At 42.2% G+C, this 17,383-nt stretch carries 18 protein-coding genes; 11 read left to right on the forward strand and 7 right to left on the reverse strand.

Features of this window, described 5'->3' with window-relative positions:
* Nucleotides 1-5 precede the first annotated feature (5 nt).
* The 5 genes from P8629_RS04220 (at nucleotide 6) to hslO (ending at nucleotide 3,852) form a co-directional block, all read left to right on the forward strand.
* Nucleotides 6-881: a D-amino acid aminotransferase gene (locus tag P8629_RS04220; protein ID WP_278164761.1), complete on the forward strand. Its 876-nt coding sequence runs from the start codon at nucleotides 6-8 to the stop codon at nucleotides 879-881.
* 17 nt (nucleotides 882-898) lie between these two features.
* A complete protein-coding gene (locus P8629_RS04225) occupies nucleotides 899-1,183 on the forward strand; it encodes a YbeD family protein (RefSeq protein ID WP_278164763.1) in 285 nt (94 codons plus the stop codon).
* Between the two features lie 11 nt (nucleotides 1,184-1,194).
* Nucleotides 1,195-1,842, forward strand: a complete 648-nt coding sequence (gene lipB, locus P8629_RS04230; RefSeq protein ID WP_278164765.1) for a lipoyl(octanoyl) transferase LipB — start codon at nucleotides 1,195-1,197, stop codon at nucleotides 1,840-1,842.
* Between the two features lie 93 nt (nucleotides 1,843-1,935).
* Nucleotides 1,936-2,949: a lipoyl synthase gene (lipA, locus tag P8629_RS04235; protein ID WP_278164767.1), complete on the forward strand. Its 1,014-nt coding sequence runs from the start codon at nucleotides 1,936-1,938 to the stop codon at nucleotides 2,947-2,949.
* A 27-nt stretch (nucleotides 2,950-2,976) separates the two neighbouring features.
* Nucleotides 2,977-3,852, forward strand: a complete 876-nt coding sequence (gene hslO / locus P8629_RS04240) for an Hsp33 family molecular chaperone HslO (RefSeq protein ID WP_278164769.1) — start codon at nucleotides 2,977-2,979, stop codon at nucleotides 3,850-3,852.
* Between the two features lie 72 nt (nucleotides 3,853-3,924).
* Here the strand turns inward: hslO and yaaA are convergent, their stop codons facing one another.
* The 4 genes from yaaA to P8629_RS04260 form a co-directional block, all read right to left on the reverse strand.
* The gene (gene yaaA / locus P8629_RS04245) at nucleotides 3,925-4,701 is read right to left on the reverse strand and encodes a peroxide stress protein YaaA (protein WP_278164771.1); all 777 of its coding nucleotides are present in this window, start codon (nucleotides 4,699-4,701) and stop codon (nucleotides 3,925-3,927) included.
* A 137-nt stretch (nucleotides 4,702-4,838) separates the two neighbouring features.
* Nucleotides 4,839-5,105, reverse strand: coding sequence for a hypothetical protein (locus P8629_RS04250; RefSeq protein WP_278164773.1), 267 nt, complete (start codon nucleotides 5,103-5,105; stop codon nucleotides 4,839-4,841).
* A 131-nt stretch (nucleotides 5,106-5,236) separates the two neighbouring features.
* Nucleotides 5,237-5,902 (reverse strand): N-acetylmuramate alpha-1-phosphate uridylyltransferase MurU, encoded by a 666-nt coding sequence (murU, locus tag P8629_RS04255; RefSeq protein ID WP_442908690.1) that lies wholly within the window; start codon nucleotides 5,900-5,902, stop codon nucleotides 5,237-5,239.
* Between the two features lie 33 nt (nucleotides 5,903-5,935).
* Nucleotides 5,936-6,958, reverse strand: a complete 1,023-nt coding sequence (locus P8629_RS04260; protein WP_278164777.1) for an aminoglycoside phosphotransferase family protein — start codon at nucleotides 6,956-6,958, stop codon at nucleotides 5,936-5,938.
* Nucleotides 6,959-7,110: 152 nt separating this feature from the next.
* On the opposite strand from P8629_RS04260, the gene P8629_RS04265 reads away from it, so the two are divergent.
* From P8629_RS04265 to P8629_RS04290, 6 genes are all read left to right on the forward strand, one after another.
* The gene (locus P8629_RS04265; RefSeq protein WP_278164783.1) at nucleotides 7,111-9,480 is read left to right on the forward strand and encodes an LPS-assembly protein LptD; all 2,370 of its coding nucleotides are present in this window, start codon (nucleotides 7,111-7,113) and stop codon (nucleotides 9,478-9,480) included.
* 97 nt (nucleotides 9,481-9,577) lie between these two features.
* On the forward strand, nucleotides 9,578-10,933 hold the full coding sequence (locus P8629_RS04270) for a peptidylprolyl isomerase (protein ID WP_278164785.1): 1,356 nt from the start codon (nucleotides 9,578-9,580) through the stop codon (nucleotides 10,931-10,933).
* 42 nt (nucleotides 10,934-10,975) lie between these two features.
* Nucleotides 10,976-11,956, forward strand: coding sequence for a 4-hydroxythreonine-4-phosphate dehydrogenase PdxA (pdxA, locus tag P8629_RS04275; protein WP_278164787.1), 981 nt, complete (start codon nucleotides 10,976-10,978; stop codon nucleotides 11,954-11,956).
* 5 nt (nucleotides 11,957-11,961) lie between these two features.
* The gene (rsmA, locus tag P8629_RS04280; RefSeq protein ID WP_278164789.1) at nucleotides 11,962-12,756 is read left to right on the forward strand and encodes a 16S rRNA (adenine(1518)-N(6)/adenine(1519)-N(6))-dimethyltransferase RsmA; all 795 of its coding nucleotides are present in this window, start codon (nucleotides 11,962-11,964) and stop codon (nucleotides 12,754-12,756) included.
* Between the two features lie 4 nt (nucleotides 12,757-12,760).
* Nucleotides 12,761-13,612: a symmetrical bis(5'-nucleosyl)-tetraphosphatase gene (locus tag P8629_RS04285; RefSeq protein WP_278164791.1), complete on the forward strand. Its 852-nt coding sequence runs from the start codon at nucleotides 12,761-12,763 to the stop codon at nucleotides 13,610-13,612.
* 3 nt (nucleotides 13,613-13,615) lie between these two features.
* Nucleotides 13,616-14,212 carry a hypothetical protein gene (locus P8629_RS04290; protein ID WP_278164793.1) on the forward strand — a complete coding sequence of 199 codons (597 nt, stop codon included), beginning with the start codon at nucleotides 13,616-13,618 and terminating at the stop codon, nucleotides 14,210-14,212.
* A gap of 31 nt (nucleotides 14,213-14,243) precedes the next feature.
* Here the strand turns inward: P8629_RS04290 and P8629_RS04295 are convergent, their stop codons facing one another.
* The 3 genes from P8629_RS04295 to pheT all read right to left on the reverse strand — a co-directional run bounded on the left by P8629_RS04295 (nucleotide 14,244) and on the right by pheT (nucleotide 17,367).
* Nucleotides 14,244-14,633, reverse strand: coding sequence for a MerR family transcriptional regulator (locus P8629_RS04295; RefSeq protein ID WP_278164795.1), 390 nt, complete (start codon nucleotides 14,631-14,633; stop codon nucleotides 14,244-14,246).
* Entirely contained in the window at nucleotides 14,620-14,913 is a 294-nt protein-coding gene (locus P8629_RS04300; protein ID WP_011371082.1) for an integration host factor subunit alpha, read from the reverse strand. Before P8629_RS04300 ends, P8629_RS04295 begins: the two co-directional genes overlap by 14 nt.
* 72 nt (nucleotides 14,914-14,985) lie before the next feature.
* Nucleotides 14,986-17,367, reverse strand: coding sequence for a phenylalanine--tRNA ligase subunit beta (pheT, locus tag P8629_RS04305; protein ID WP_278164798.1), 2,382 nt, complete (start codon nucleotides 17,365-17,367; stop codon nucleotides 14,986-14,988).
* Between the last annotated feature and the right edge of the window lie 16 nt (nucleotides 17,368-17,383).

Consider the following 17,383-nt stretch of genomic DNA (forward strand, 5'->3'; position numbering starts at 1 on the left):
TTTACATGCCTAAAACAGGGCAAATTGCCTATTTAAATGGGGAGTACATCCCCATTGAGAAAGCACAAATCTCTCCTCAAGACCGAGGGTTTCTATTCGGGGATGGCGTATATGAAGTCATCCCGGTTTATGGCAAGAAATTATTTACATTCCAAGCCCACCTAGAACGACTTAAAAATAGCTTAAAAGCCACCTCTATTCTTAATCCGTTGGAAGATGATGCTTGGAAGAATATGTTACAAAAACTAATCGACATGCATCCCTGGGAAAACCAATATATTTATTTGCAGGTCACCCGCGGCGTTCAAATGCAACGAGATCATTTACCAGCGGATTGCCTGACTCCGACCCTGTATGCCTACACTAATGAGCTAAAGCCTGTATCAGAAACCATTATCAACAATGGTATCAAAGCCATTACATTGGATGATATTCGTTGGCTACGTTGCGATATTAAAGCAATCACGCTGCTGCCAAACATTATGATGAAAATGGCTGCGAAACACCAAGGGGCAGATGATGCCATCCTTATTGACCGTCAAGGCTGCGTTGCTGAAGGCACCTCTAATAACGTATTTATAGTAAAAGATGGTGGATTATTCACCCCTAAAAATGGCACGCGGATTCTTCCAGGGATTACTCGCTCCGTTATTCAATCTTTAGCACAAGAGCATGGATTGTCTATTACAGAGACAGATCTAACATTATCTGACTTAGAAGAAGCGGATGAAATCTGGCTGACCAGTTCAACCAAAGATGCACTGCCTGTGACGGAATTAAATAATATCCCTGTCGGTAACGGAAACCCTGGGCCTGTCTGGCAGAAAATCCAGCAGTATTTTGAAGAAACCAAACAACGTTTTATTCAAGAACTAACTTAACAAACGAGTACCTTGCTATGACTGTCGATTTACACACCCCCGATAAAGAGTCGTTAATTGATTTTCCTTGTGATTACAAGCTGAAAGCGATGGGTAAAAACAATGGCACTTTGATTGAAACCGTTTTTGAAATAACCCAAAAATATGCTCCAGATGTGTCTAGGGATGACATATCCATCAGAGATTCAAAAGGTAGGCACTTTATTTCCGTTAACATTACCTTCCATGCAACCAGCTTGGAACAGTTACATAATATTTACGGCGAACTGAAGCAGCACCCAGAAATCTTAATGACCCTGTAGCCAACTCGAAAATGTCGCTCCAGATCAAATACCTCGGGATTCAACCTTATGAATCAACCTGGGAAGCCATGCAACGTTTTACAGATGAACGCACAGAAACGACACCTGACGAACTTTGGGTCGTCGAACATCCCCCTGTTTACACCCAAGGCTTAAACGGGCAGGCAAAACATCTTCAAACCTTTGCACTACAACAAGATATCCCTATCATCCAAAGCGACCGAGGGGGGCAAGTAACCTATCATGGCCCCGGTCAAATCGTTATCTATGTACTACTTGATTTGAAGCGTGCCAAATTAGGTGTTCGCGACTTAGTTCATCGTATGGAAAAGGCGATTATCGAGTTTTTATCTACGTTAGATATTCCAGCCGAAGCCCGTTCAGATGCGCCAGGAGTTTATGTTAATGGTAAAAAAATTGCGTCTTTAGGCCTGAAAATCCGTAAACAGAAAAGCTACCACGGCCTTGCACTCAATTTTGACATGGATTTAACCCCCTTTAGTTGGATCACTCCATGTGGTTTAGAAGGCATCAAAATAACACAAGTATCCAGTTTAATCCAAACACCAGATCTTAAAGCTGCCCAGAAAGAACTGATTAAAACACTGTCCCATCAATTACAGCCGCAAATCAGTCAGTCGCCCCCACAACCCATTTAGCAATATTCTACGAATGCTTTCTATGGATGCTTTCTTGAATAAATCCTACTAAGCTCTATAATAACTTCTTTATTTTATTTGGCTTTTCAGTTTATGAGTACTTCCCAATATCAAGAAATTTCTCTCGATTCGATTTCCGGACTTCAAGCAAACAGCTTGAAAGCACGCAATGAATCTATGTCCAAGGGAGAGTACAAAACCAAGTCACTGAAGAACCGCCCAGACCCAACACAACCTAAATTGAAAAAACCCAGTTGGATTAAAGCAAAACTGCCTTCAGCCAAACACATCGGTCGCGTGAAAGAGCTTAAACAAGTCCTACGTAAACAGGGATTGAACTCGGTCTGTGAAGAAGCTTCTTGTCCAAATTTAGGAGAATGTTTTGGACATGGGACAGCCACCTTTATGATTATGGGACACATTTGTACTCGAAAATGCCCCTTCTGTGATGTCACTCATGGACGTCCACTGGCGCTGAACCAAGACGAACCTAGACACTTAGCAGAAACTATTCAAGCAATGGATTTGAACTACGTGGTGATTACCTCGGTTGACCGAGATGATCTGCGTGACGGCGGTGCCACCCACTTTAAAAACTGCACAAGTGAGATTCGTGACAAAATGCCGGACATCCAAATTGAATCGTTGGTTCCGGATTTCAGAGGCAGACTCACGGTGGCACTTGATATTTTGGCACAACAAGCACCAGATGTACTCAATCACAACTTAGAAACAGTACCGAGACTCTATGAAGAGGCTCGCCCTGGCGCAGATTATCAAGCCTCTTTGGACTTGTTAAAGCGATTTAAAAAAATGGTGCCGAAAACGAAAACCAAATCCGGTCTAATGGTGGGTCTTGGAGAAACCTTTGATGAAATCATACAGGTTATGCAAGATCTCCGAGCGCATGATGTTGAAATGCTTACGGTCGGACAATACCTACAACCTTCTGACTTCCATTTAGCCGTACAGCGCTATTGGACACCAGAAGAGTTCAAACAACTTGAAGAAGCTGGATTAGAAATGGGATTCACTCATGTCGCTTCAGGCCCAATGGTTCGTTCGTCATATCATGCCGACCTGCAAGCACAGGGTCAATTTCAATAACCCTTCCCTTTTGACAGGACAGACATTATGCAAGATCATATTCAACGCTTCCTTTTTAAAGACCTGAATATTCGTGGTCAACACTTACAAATTGACCAGGCCTGGCAGAAAATGATTGCTGAACGTCATTACACCCCCGAGCTGACTAAGGTACTGGGGGAATTAACCGCCATTGCAATTATGCTGGCGAATGGCATGAAACATTTAGGAAAGGTATCGATTCAAGTTCAAGGCAGTGGCCCGGTCAACCTGTTGTTGGTCGAAGCCACGCACGATTTAAAAATTCGAGGAGTCGCAAAAACCAACGCAACACTGACAAATCAAGCGTCTCTAGATGAACTGTTGGGCGATGGACAAATATTGGTGACCATGGAAAACACTCAAACACAGAGTTTTTTCCAGTCTTATGTGCCGCGTGAGGAAAACAGTATTGCCATGGCTTTTGAAGCATTTCTCAGCCAGTCAGAACAACAACCATCAAAGCTGTGGCTGGCTGCAAACGACGCAGGTGTTGGTGGTGTGCTGATTCAGAAAATGCCCACCACCGATGATCACGACGAAGATGGCTGGGAGCGCATCCATTTGCTGACAGATACCGTAACCGATGAAGAACTGATTGAGCTTGAAGCAGAGCCTTTGCTGCACCGACTTTTTCATGAAGAAGTGATTGAACTTTTTTCGCCAGAAGAGATTGACTATGACTGCCCTCAAGACAAATCGAAAGTAGACAACATGATTCTGTCCTTAGGCGAAGCAGAAGCACATAAAATATTAGAAGAACAAGGTGAAATCGTCATTCACAATGAGATTTGTAACTTTCACTTACGTTACACCAAAGAAGACATTGATCATCTTTTTGCTGAAGCATCCGCTGATGAGGAACCCAGCCAAACATTGCAATGAAATATCATCAATCAAGTAACATAAAAAAACCGCCAGGCCTGGCGGTTTTTAGTTTGAAAGAGATACCAAACGTTAGTCTGTTTGTTTTCGGGTAAACACCCAGTCCTTTTCAGAAGATAAATCAGGTGCAAACTGATAGCCGTCATAATCAAAGTACTTTAAATCTTCAACTTGCTCAATCTGATTGACCGCAGCATAACGCGCCATTAAACCACGCGCGCGTTTGGCGTAAAAACTGATCATTTTATACTGACCATTTTTCCAATCTTTAAACTGCGGTGTGATGATTTCGGCATTTAATTTTTTCTTTTTAATTGCTTTGAAATATTCATTTGAAGCTAAATTCACCACAATACGGCTATCTTGCTCTGCTAATTGTTGATTCAATAAGTCTGTAATTTGCTCTTCCCAAAAGGCATATAAATCTTTTCCTTTCGCATTTTGAAACTTGGTTCCCATTTCCAAACGGTAAGGCAAAATACCATCCAGCGGCTTTAGCAAACCATATAATCCTGACAAAATCCGTAAATGTGCCTGCAAATAAGAAAGTCCTTCAGCGGTTAAAGAGCTTGCCTCCAAACCTTGATACACGTCGCCCTTAAACAACAACACCGCTTGCTTTGACAGGGTATCATCAAAAGGATATTGCCACGCTTGAAAACGCTCATAATTCAAGTCTGCTAACTTATCGCTCAGATGCATTAAGTGCGCAACATCGACCAGGCCAAGCTTCTTAAGCTCTGCCATTAATTGTTGTGTTTGTTTTCCAAAAGCCAGCGATGTTTTTTCGACCTGTTCTGGCGCAGCCGTTTCATCAAGCGCTTTAGCGGGAGACACTAAAAACAACATAAAATTTCCTTTGTTATCTACATTGGGGCGTTGAACCCCTGATTATTCGCCCCATTCGGTATGAATAATATTGTAGCGCCAAAAAACAAAAAGGGAAGCAAGCTTCCCTTTTTTCAACTCAACCTCGACACGTCGTCTTATAGGCTATCCGGTGTAATACCTTGTGCCTCTAAAAAATGGCGTAATTTCGTGACATCTTCTTTGTTAGTCAACTCATGAGCATGATGTGGCAAACTTAAAATCAATTCCGCATCGTCTAAAATAATGTGCGCTCTGTTCGCATTCGAAACATCAATCTTTGCACCGAAATGCTCTAAAGTTGCAGCGAGTTTTTTCCAATCAAGGTTCGTTGCGATTGGATGAGAAAATACTTTTTCAATAATAACTTTATGCTTGTGGCTCATTACTTTTCCTGTTGTAAATACGCTAAATACTTAGGTTTAATTTCCTTTTGGAAGGAAGATTATTATCTTACTCACTTATTAATATACGCTTGATTGAATAAAAGCCAAGTCAAATTGTTCTATTATGCTTATTAATTTAAACCATTTTCGCGTGCAGTTTCCAGACGTTCAATGGTTCCGATATCATCCCATCGTCCAGAATAAACTTCTCCAGTAACCTTGCCTTGGTGTATCGCGTCTCTTAAAACCGGTGCTAAAGGCACAAATCCCGGCGTGATTCCAGAAAACAAGTCCGGATGTAATAAACTGATGCCTGAAAAAGTATAATCTCCGGTTGCAAGCACCTTGCCTTCCTTATCCAAGCCAAAATCCCCTTGCGCTTTAAACGACGGCGTGGGCACAAGAATTAAATGCGCTAAGCATCCTTCTGGTAAAGTGCTTTTCGCCAATGCAGAAAAATCAAAGTCCGTGAACACATCGCCATTGACGACTAAAAAAGGCTGGTTTCCGTCTGTTAATAACGGCAATGCTTGCAGAATGCCGCCCGCGGTTTCCAATCCCCCTTCCGGTTCGGGAGAATAAGTAATCTCAATTTGATAAGCTTCCCCTGTACCAAGCGCCGCTTCAATCTTTTGACCTAACCAAGCATGATTAATCACCACTTGATCGATGCCTGCGCGAGATAAGGCATGCAGATGGTATTCAATCAATGCTTGTCCGTGGATATCCATTAATGGCTTTGGCAACTGGTCTGTCAACGGGCGCAGCCGATTGCCTCTGCCTGCTGCCAAAATCATTGCTTTATAATGAGAAAGTGCTTTTTTTTCCACCTAAACGCCTCTCTCCATCGCGGGCAATACTTTAGACTCTAACAAACGCACCAATGACCTCATTTCTGGGTAATGCTGTCCAACGTCATACAGATAATTCAATGTGGTTGGAATATCATTTAAATACCCATCCTTTCCATCACGATGATATAAACGCGCAAAAATGCCGGAAGCTTTTAGATGGCGTTGAATTCCCATTAAATCCATTGCCTTCACAAACCCAGACCAGTCATTCTTTGAAAGCATATTGGCTTTGGTTAATAACAAAAAATACTCACGCTGCCATTCCGTGACTTGTTCTTTTGGCCAGGTAATATAACAATCCCGCAACATGGAAACAGCATCATACGTCAACGGCCCTTTAACAGCGTCCTGAAAATCTAAAATCCCAGGATTGCCTTCTGACATCACCATTAAATTTCGACTATGGTAGTCACGATGCACATAAGCTTGCGGCTGATTATGAGCAGAATCACTTAAGTGTTTTTGTAATTTAAGCCAGTCTTGTTTTTCAGATGCTGATAAACCAATATCCAGGTGTTTGGTCAATAACCAATCGATAAATAGATTCATTTCGGTCGTTAATAAATCGACGCTGTAATCAGGCAACGTTTTTGCATCTGCCTTACCTTTCTTTTGAAGCGTTACTAAAGCTTGCAAGGCATCCCGATACAATGTTTCAGCAGACTGTTCTGTTAAACGAGATAAATAGGTTTCATTGCCTAAATCTTTCAACAGCAAAAACCCTTGCTGCAAGTTCTTTTCCAAAACATCCGGAACGGTTAACCCCATTTGACTTAACTGATTGGCAATACGTACAAATGGCTCGCAATCTTCATGCTCGGGCGGGGCATCCATAATAATCACCGTAAAAGACTGACCGGAATTCGGGGTGACCGAAATGCGGTAATACCGCCTAAAACTGGCATCATTGGAAGCCGGTTCCGGTTGGGTATAATCGGTATTTTCTAAAAATTTACAGGTATTTAACCAGCTTACTAATTGCTGAAATCGTTCAGTCATGTTGTTGTCTCAATTCTTGGGTGACCGTTTGTTTAAAAACCATCGCAGTTTCAGAGAAAATGGATGTCATATTTTAATGGTTGAAAGGTAACTTATCCTAGTTCTTTCAGGTAAAATACCTAAATTATTCATAATTCACGATTTAAAGCTGGATGTCAATTCGCACTCATTCATTTTTGCCACTTTTGTTATGCTTCATTTTATTGGGGCCGCAGTTTGCGAATGCGGCAGCGAATGGCACAATCATGCCACTGAATACGACACTAACCAAGCCCGAGTGCTTGCCCAATTGGATTGCACCACCTCAAAACATTCCAAATGAGGCTTCATTAAGTTCTGCTCAATCTGATACGTTACAACAACCCAATGCCGTTACTTATAAGCTGACAGGAAATGTCGTCTTAAAACAGCCAGGCCTGGTTGTTTTATCCCATAATGTTCGTCTTAACCGTCAAACACAAGAAGCAAATATATTCGGCCAAGTTCAGCTCCACCGCAAAAATTTAATCGTTACCGGACGCTCGGCACGGATCGACCAACAAGCCAAAACCGCTCAAATTAATGACACTAAATATCAGTTTGTCGCCAATCGCTCGCACGGTACCGCCAAGCAAGTCGACATCAATCAGAAAACACAATTTGCCCAACTGGATGATGCAACCTACACCACCTGCCCGATAGTAGAATACAGTTGGCAGGCTCGCAATGGCAATGTCGTCACCGACACCAAATATGACTGGGAGCTTAAGTTTGGTCAGCTGGACATCGATAATGATCGTCGCCGCATCTACGGATACAATACGCTGCTGTATTTTCAAACCATTCCCGTTTTTTACACCCCTTATATTGATTTTCCGATGGACGAGCGAGCGAGTGGGTTCTTATTTCCAACCATCGGGAGTTATCGTTCTCTGACACGCGAAACAGCGGAAAACTACGTTGCGGTCCCTTATTATTTTAATCTGGCACCAAACTATGATGACACCTTAACCGTTCTTAAAATGCAAGACCGAGGCTGGGTGGTTGAGAATGAATTTCGATATTTAAAACCGAATCATAATGCAGAACTGACCTTGACTGGATTAAATGACCAGATCACCCAAAAAGAAGGCTTAAGTTATATCGACGCCAGTGGACAACCGGCTTATGGCGAAAAAATCGACCAACGCTGGCGTGGTAAATTAATCGCCAATCAACACTGGGGGTCAGGCGTGTCGAGTAACATCTTATGGCATGAGGTATCGGATAAATACTTTTATACGGATATCCCGGTAGAATCAACTTTAGACACAGTGTCTTATACACCCCGTTATGCCAACCTCAATTATGCAAAAGGCAATTTGCAAGCAGGTGTTCAATTATTAGACTACTTACGTTTAAGAGATACGGCGCCCTACAATTATGAAAAGCGGCCTGAAATCACGCTAAACTACTTTCATCCATTCCAGTCAGAAGCTTTGCAAAACACCAGCATCAATCTGGCCGCCGAATCCACCGAGTTTCAAATTTCAACCACCGGCCACACCAAGCCGGAAGCTTTGAGAACCGTACTGTCGCCTTCCGCGCAATACACTCTTCTCAAACCTTATGGCAACTTGAAAGCGGAAATTGTCGCCAACAAAGTCAATTACTTCATGCAAGACAACGGCTTTAACAATACTGGAAGCTCGGAACATAGTATTAATGTCGCTCAATACGCTTTAAGAGGTGGACTCGTATTTGAAAAGGACTTAACGCTTGGTGATTTTGCCATGGTTCAAACACTGGAGCCAGAGTTACAATATCTTTATGTGCCGTATCAAAAACAATCTCAAATCCCTTTATTTGATACGGTTTATAAAAGCTTAGATTTCAGCAATCTGTTCAGCTACAACCGCTTTTCGGGAATGGACCGTATTGGTGATACCAACCAGGTATCAGCGGCCTTAACCACTCGTTTTTTAAAGCAAGATGGTCGCCCTGTTGCAGAAGCCGGTATCGGACAAATCTTTTACTTAGATGATCGAAAAGTCACGCTAAATAACACACCAACCCAGACAGAATTGAATCAAAATACGGCACATGTTTCAGACTACTTTATCAAACTGGGCATGACTGCAGGGCCTTTCCAGTTTGCTTCCACCAGCCAATATTCCTATCACAATTACGAGCTAACAAATGCGAATAATCGTTTAAAATACGACCTCTCTCCTAGCTTTAAATTTTTAATGACAAATACCGTCACCAATAACAACTTACCTGGAGAGCAAGAAAACGTGGCGGCCGGGTTAAACTGGCAAATCAATGACAAGTGGGCATTTGGCAGTTATATCAACTATAACTTTACTCAAGAGCGTAAAACCGAAATTCAAAATGCGTTACGCTATGACAGTTGCTGCTGGGCGTCAGAGCTGTCAATTAAAGAAACTGAACTCGATAACGGCCTGTATAATTACAGCATCCAATATTTAATCGAATTTAAAGGGCTCAGTTCTGTCGGAACACCATTTAAAAAATATTTAAATAATAAACTGAATTTTTAATCGATTTTTGACAAGCCGAGCTTCAAGCGTAACAATAGCAAAGCAACGTTCATTGAATTATCCTAACAATATAGATCTAGGCGAAACTATTTTATTTATGAAAAACCTTACCCCTTCAAATGTATTCAAACTGATCAGTCTTCTTTTTATTCTCACGCCTTTTTTTGCTTGGTCTGCCCCCCAAGAGAAATTGCTCGATCGTGTTGTTGCCGTCGTCAATGACAACATTATTTTAAAAAGTGAATTGGATAAAGAAGTCAGTCTTGCAAAACAAGATTTACAGGCTCGCAACATTCCGGTCACTAACCCCGATGAGCTCGCATCAAAAGTTTTAGACAAAATTATTTTAGAACGTTTACAGCTACAACGAATTAACCAGCTGGGCATCAAGATAGCCGATGACGAACTCTTTACTCAAATTCAAGAAATTGCCAAACAGAACAACTTGACCGTCATCGAACTGAGAGACCGCTTAAACATGTCTCAACAGAATGGATTTGAAAACTTTCGCGAACGAATTCGACAACAAATGCTTTTTCAAAAATTGCGTGAGGTCGAAGTCCTCTCTAAAACGCAAGTGACGGAAGATGAAGTCTCAAACTTTATTCAGCGACAAGCGCTCGTACAGAGTGATACCGAGTACCGCCTTGGTCATATCATGGTGAGTCTGCCAGAATCAGCTACCCCAGCCCAACGTGATGCTTCTCGACAAAAAGCTGAAGAGATTTTACAAAAAATTCGTTCTGGCGAAGATTTTAGTCAAATGGCCGTTCGTTATTCAGAAGGAAGCAAAGCTCTGCAAGGCGGTGATTTGGGATGGCTAGGAACCGATCAAATTCCGACTTTCTTTAGCGATGCCGTGAACCAACTGGAACAGGGTCAGACTAGTGATATCATTCGAAGCCCCGTCGGCTTTCATATTATCCAGCTGCAAGGCAAGCGTAATAAAAACAGCCAAATTGTTAAACAGTACCATCTTTACCGCTTTATTCTTTTATCCGAAGATGCGCAAAAAAAGCAACAACCGAGTTCGACATTGGTTCAGCTAGCACAAAGCTTGACGAGTTTAGAGTCGTTCAAGCAACTCAATGAAAAATATTCGGATATTCCGGCCTCGGTGAATGCCAATGGCAACTTAGGCTGGCAGACTGAAAAAGAAATGCAACCAGAATATTTTCAAGCAATTGCTAACATTCAACCCGGCCATGCGGCTAAGCCTTTTGCCACTGAAAAAGGATGGGTAATCCTCTTCTTAGATGGTATTCGTAATCAAGACCTTTCCTTAAAGGATAAACGCAAGCAAGCCATGCAAACATTGCGCATGAAAAAGGCGAATGAAACCTATGAGATCTGGTTACGCCGACTGAAAGATGAAGCTTTAATCGACATTCGACTAGATGATCCTGAAATCATGAAAAAGCAGCTGAGCCATGAAGAGTCTCTCTCAAATTAAGTATTCGCTGCCCATTAATTGAAGATAAGGAATTTTTTTACCATGCATCGTCTAGTCATTACATCAGGTGAACCCGCTGGCATTGGCCCGGAACAAGTCATTCAATTAGCTCAACAAAATTGGGATTATGAGTGGGTTGTGATTGCCAATAAAGTTCTGTTAGAAGAGCGGGCTGCTCAGATAGGGCTTTCAATAAAACTAACAACATTCGACCCAACCCAACCGCCCAGTGCCAACCAAGCGGGTGAACTCAAAGTCATTGAAATTCCCTTGAATGCCCGAGTTATTCCAGGTCAATTGGATGTAGAGAATGCGGAATATGTGCTTCAAATGCTCCATACGGCTATCGACTTGTGTCAAAACCAAACCTTTGATGCAATGGTTACTGGCCCGATCCATAAAGGCATTATCAACCAGGCAGGCTTAAAGTTTACTGGGCATACCGAATTACTGGCGGAAGCAACCCATACCGATCAAGTGGTGATGATGTTAGCTACACCAGGATTAAGAGTTCCTTTAGTGACCACTCACTTACCACTCAAAGAAATACCTGACGCCATTACCCCGCAACTGTTAGAAAGCGTTATTCGAATCCTGAATAAGAGCTTAACGCATGAATTTAATATCCCTTCTCCCAAAATCTTCGTCATGGGGTTAAACCCACATGCAGGGGAAGATGGCCATTTAGGCCGAGAAGAAATTGAAACCATTACTCCTGTCATGGAAAAATTGCGATCTGAAGGCATGGATTTAGTGGGGCCTCTTCCTGCAGATACGATTTTCAGTCCAAGCAATCTGGAAATAGGAGATGCGTTTTTAGCCATGTATCATGACCAAGGACTGCCCGTTTTAAAATACGTCGGCTTTGGCAATGCCGTGAACATTACACTAGGCCTACCTTTTATTCGAACATCAGTCGACCATGGGACGGCGCTTAACTTGGCCGGTACAGGCCAGGCTGATATTAATAGTTTTCACTATGCACTCGATGTAGCAATTGAAATGACCGGAAAGGATACCTAAACACGATGGCAAAACATCAACACAAAAAACGGTTTGGGCAGAATTTCCTGAATAATGACCGAGTCATTCAACAGATTATCGCCGCCATTGCGCCAAAATCAGATCAACATCTAGTAGAAATCGGCCCTGGAGAAGCAGCTTTAACCGGCCCTCTTTTAGATATTGTGCAAAAGCTGGATATTATTGAAATTGACAACGACTTGATCGCCCCCCTTACCCGACGGTTTGGACAGAACCCTGCTTTCAATCTTCATCATACCGATGCGTTAACGTTTGACTACAGTCAGTTAATTGAAAAAGACAATGCCTATTTACGCATTGTTGGAAATTTACCTTACAACATTTCCAGCCCGCTGTTGTTTCACTTGTTAAAGTACGCACGCCATATCCAAGACATGCACTTCATGTTACAAAAAGAAGTGGTTGAGCGTATGACTGCTCAGCCAGGCATCAAGGCCTATGGTCGTCTCAGCGTTATGATTCAATACACGTGTGAAACAGAATACTTATTGACCGTAGGGCCTGAAAATTTCACCCCACCCCCCAAAGTGGACTCTGCTATTGTCCGTTTAAGACCTTTTCAGAAAAGACCTTTCCAGGCAATAGACGATAAAGATTTTGCCAAACTGGTCAAACAGGCTTTTTCACAAAAACGTAAAACCTTGCGAAATAACCTGAAAGGCTTCTTGAATGATGAACAAATAGAAGCTTGCGGCTTGAACCCTTCTGTACGAGCAGAAAAGGTATCTATTGAATCGTTCGTTGCATTGGCGAATATCTATCATAAGGAACAGGCTTAATACTATGGCAAACTATGTTATTGGAGATTTACAAGGCTGCTTTGATGAGCTTCAAGCTTTATTAACGCAACTCCAATACAATGAAAATACCGATTTTTTATGGTTTGCAGGAGATATCGTCAATCGAGGTCCTAAATCACTCGCTTGCCTAGAGTTTGTCAAACAGCTGCAAGAACAAGATAAAGCACAAATGGTGTTAGGAAACCATGATTTCCATTTACTCGCAGCTTATGCTGGATTAGAAACGTATGTATCTAAATCGGATACGCTGACTGATATTCTACAAGCCCCCAATTCAGAAGAGTTAATCAACTGGCTAAGACACCAGCCCCTAATGATTAAACATGACTTTTTACCTATCGCGATGGTTCATGCAGGCATTCCACCGCAATGGTCGATCACCGAAGCATTAGAGCGTGCCGCAGAGGTTGAAACAGTCTTACAGTCCGATTCATGGCAAGATGCCATTAAACATCATTTATTTGGCTCTGATGCGAAACAGTGGTCAGATACACTGGATGGTTGGGAACGCGTCCGTTATATTGTGAATGCTTTTGCTCGTATGCGATACTGTAACAGTAAAGGAAAATTAGACTTTAAACAAAAAATGTCTCCCAAGCCAAATGACCAAACGAAATACCAACCGTGGTTCAGCCACCCGAATCGACAAAACAAAGATTATGAAATTTTTTTTGGACACTGGTCAACTTTAGGCGCATTAGATGCTTACAATATCCATTCAACTGATACCGGCTGTTTATGGGGGGGGGAATTAACCGCTTATTGCTTAGAAGACAATACCCGTCACACGCTAAAATGTAAGATGAACTGCACACCTAAAAAAGGGTCTAAGTAAATTATGGCAGATAAAACAAACGACCAAGATGAAGCGCTTCAAGAAGATATTCCACTTGAACCACAAACCCCAACAGCAGAAGAAATGTTGGAACGACTACATGCTGTCGATGTGGACGATTTTGATATAGAACAGCGCACTAATGAATTAAAAGGCAACAATGCATGGTTGTTTGTCTTGACCATGCCCGTGACCGCCATCCTTTTGGTTATCTTTACCTTATTAGGGACTTTTCTGACGGATCATTTTATTATCAGCTTTATTCTATCGGCAGGCATCTTATTTGTTATTGGTAAAATGATTGATCAATATGAACAAAAGTTCAAATACCAAGCCCGGCTTGATATTATGCGACGCATTAAAGAAACTGAAACAGAAGAAGGACTCATTCCGCATTTTCGTGATTTCCTGCCGAAAAAATACCGCCATCTTTGGCAAAGTTTGAAAAAACAGAACTACATGTATATTGATCAATATATTGCGGCTTTGACCTTGTTACAACAACGATTGGACGATGAGAAATTTATCCGAGTCTGGCGTTTGAAATATCCTGAAACCGCCCCAGAAGAAGATGATGATGAATTCATGGAAAGAAAATAGACGAACACCGTCTTAAGGTTTTAAAAAAAATTTAATACCGCTGGCTGATATAGGTTTGAAATTCATTTAGTTCTGAACGAATTTGACGTAGCGTCTTTAAAGCCCCTTCTGATTCAGTGGCGGCTGTATCCTCCACCACTCCATCTGCTTTATTCAAGCGTGCTTTCGCACCAGGAATGGTAAAGCCCTGTTCATGCAACAAGGATTTTATTTCAAAGACCAACTGTACATCGCGCTTCTGATAATACCGTCTACCACGCCGTTTATTTGGCTGGAGCTGCGGAAAAACCTGTTCCCAATAGCGCAACACATGAGATTTTAATTGGCAAAACTCACTGACTTCGCCGATAGTAAAATATTTTTTATCCGGCAAATCAATTTCTAACTGCTTTTGAGAATCAAAAGATTTAGGCTGTACCATAGTTATCAATTTGAGCTCGTAGTTTTTGTCCAGGCTTAAATGTTACCACTCTTCGAGCAGAAATGGGAACATCTTCTCCCGTTCTAGGATTTCTTCCTGGACGGGCACTCTTATCTTTCAGTTCGAAATTGCCAAAACCAGAAAGCTTGATTTGCTCCCCTTTGACCAGTACTTCAGACATTTCATCGTAAAATTGTTCAACCAATTCTTTCGATTCGCGCTTATTAAAACCAAATTTATCAGACAAGGTTTCTGCAATATCTGCTTTCGTTAATGCCATGTGACTTCCCTTTTCTCTTATTCTTTTTTCATTAAACTTAGAATCAAGTACCGCTAAAAGCAAGCGTGTTATTTAACGTAATTCCGCTTTAACACGCTCTTTTGCGTTTAAGATAACCTGATCAACGAGTTGATCGACTTCTTCATCTTGCAAGGTGCGATCCTGGTGTTGGATCTTAAGCGTCAACGCAATGCTTTTTTGCGCCTCATCAATCCCTTCACCTTGATAGATATCAAAAACCTCAACCACATTTAAAATATCGGACTGGACGTTGTTGATCGCATCTAATAATGCTTGAACCGGTAGCGTAGCATCCACAACAAAAGCCAAATCTCTTTGCACTTCTGGAAATTTGGATATAGGTTGAGCAGCCGGCACCTTTGTTTCCATAATGGTTGCCAGGTCCATTTGGAACAAATAAACTTTGCCTGAAACGCCGGCAGATTTAACCAGGCCTGGGTGTAGTTGCCCCATTAAACCAACCGTCTTACCATTCAACACCAATGCTGCAGATTGTCCAGGATGGAAAATCGTAAATTCACACGCTTCAAACCGCACTTTGTCTTGAACATGGCTCATCGCCAACAAGGTTTCCACATCCCCCTTTAAATCATAAAAATCAACCGGACGGTTTTCACCAGACCAGTTCGCAGGATTTAAGTCTCCGACAATCGCGCCGCCAATCATTGGCGTTTGCTGTGTCTGTTCATTGTGGCGAGTAAACACTAAACCTGATTCAAAAATACGAATTCGGCTTTGCTGGCGTTTCTGGTTATAAGAAATGGTTTGTAAAAGCCCCGGGAACAATGTAGTTCTCATGGCTTTCATATCATCCGAAATCGGGTTCTGTAAACAAATATGTGGGATTTCAGGCACCATTTTCTGTTGCAGCTTCTCTTCTACAAATGAGTAAGTGATCACTTCATGGAACCCACGATTGACTAAGGCTTTACGGACCAAATACAATTCTTGCTCAGACTCAGGTAAAGTCGGCAAGCGCATCGGAGCCTGAACTTCCGTTTCAGGTAAATTGTTATACCCAAACACACGGCCAACTTCTTCAATCAAGTCTGCCTCAATTTCCATATCAAAACGATATGTTGGCGCAGTCAAAGCCCAACCGGAAGCATTTTTTTCTATACTAAAATGTAATCGTTCGAAAATACCTTCAACTTCTGCATCATCGATCTCAACACCTAATAACTTAACAATCCGCTCAGGGCGCAACTGAATCGCTTTCGGCTGATGCAGTCCTAATTCATTGGTGGCTGAGACGATATTTGAAATACGCCCACCCGCAATCTCGCTAAATAATTGCAAAGCACGTTCAAGCGCTTTTTCAGGTAAGAAAGCATCTACACCTCTTTCAAAGCGGTGAGAAGAATCCGTATGCAAACCGTATTGACGTGCTTTACCAATAATATTCAAAGGGGCAAAGTGCGCGCACTCAAAAAAGAGTCGAGAGGTGGTATCAGAAACCGCAGAATCCAACCCGCCCATAATACCGGCTAACGCTACCGGACCATTATCATCGGCAATCACTAACGTATCAGCTGTCAAAGACAGTTCTTTTTCCTCCAAAGTCATCAGCTTTTCGTCAGGGCGAGCCATTCGAACTTGAATGTTGCCTTTTAACTTATCTGCATCAAACGCATGCATTGGTTGCCCTAGCTCCAACATCACATAGTTAGTGATATCAACTGTTAGATTTTTAGGAGAAACACCAGCTCTTTCGAGGCGCTGCTTCATCCATATAGGTGTCTGTGCAAAAGTATTGTAATCCTCAACAATACACCCTAAATATTTAGGACAAGCATGCGCATCCGCTATATCAATCACTTGAGGGCAATCACCAGATTTATCCGTAATGACATTCTCAAAAGGTTGTTTAAACGCAACATGACCAATGGCAGCAACATCTCTAGCCACCCCCGCAATGCTCAAACAATCAGCACGGTTTGGCGTTAAATCGACATCAATTACTTGATCATTTAAATCTAAATATTCGCGTAAATCGGTTCCGACAGGGGCATCATCCGGCAAAACATGCAAACCATCGACACCATCATCCGGCAGTCCTAGCTCATTTGCACCACATAGCATGCCGTTTGAAGGCACTCCGCGCAACTTGGCTTTCTTAATTTTAAAATCACCTGGCAATACCGCACCCACTGTTGCGCAACACGCTTTCATACCAGCGACAACATTTTTTGCGCCACACACAATTTGAACGGGCTCATCTGCACCGATATCCACTTGAGTGACATTCAACTTGTCAGCGTCAGGATGCTTTTCAACTGAAATGACTTTTGCGACCACGACATGGGTAAAGGCAGGCGCAACAGGCTCAATCCCGTCAACTTCCAAGCCCGCTAAACTCAATTCTTCTGCTAAGGTGTTTGTATCCCACTCAGGATTCACCCATTCTCTTAACCAACTTTCACTTACTTTCATATTTTATCTCGCCAGG

This window comes from Hydrogenovibrio sp. 3SP14C1, assembly GCF_029625905.1.
Classification (GTDB): Bacteria; Pseudomonadota; Gammaproteobacteria; order Thiomicrospirales; family Thiomicrospiraceae; genus Hydrogenovibrio.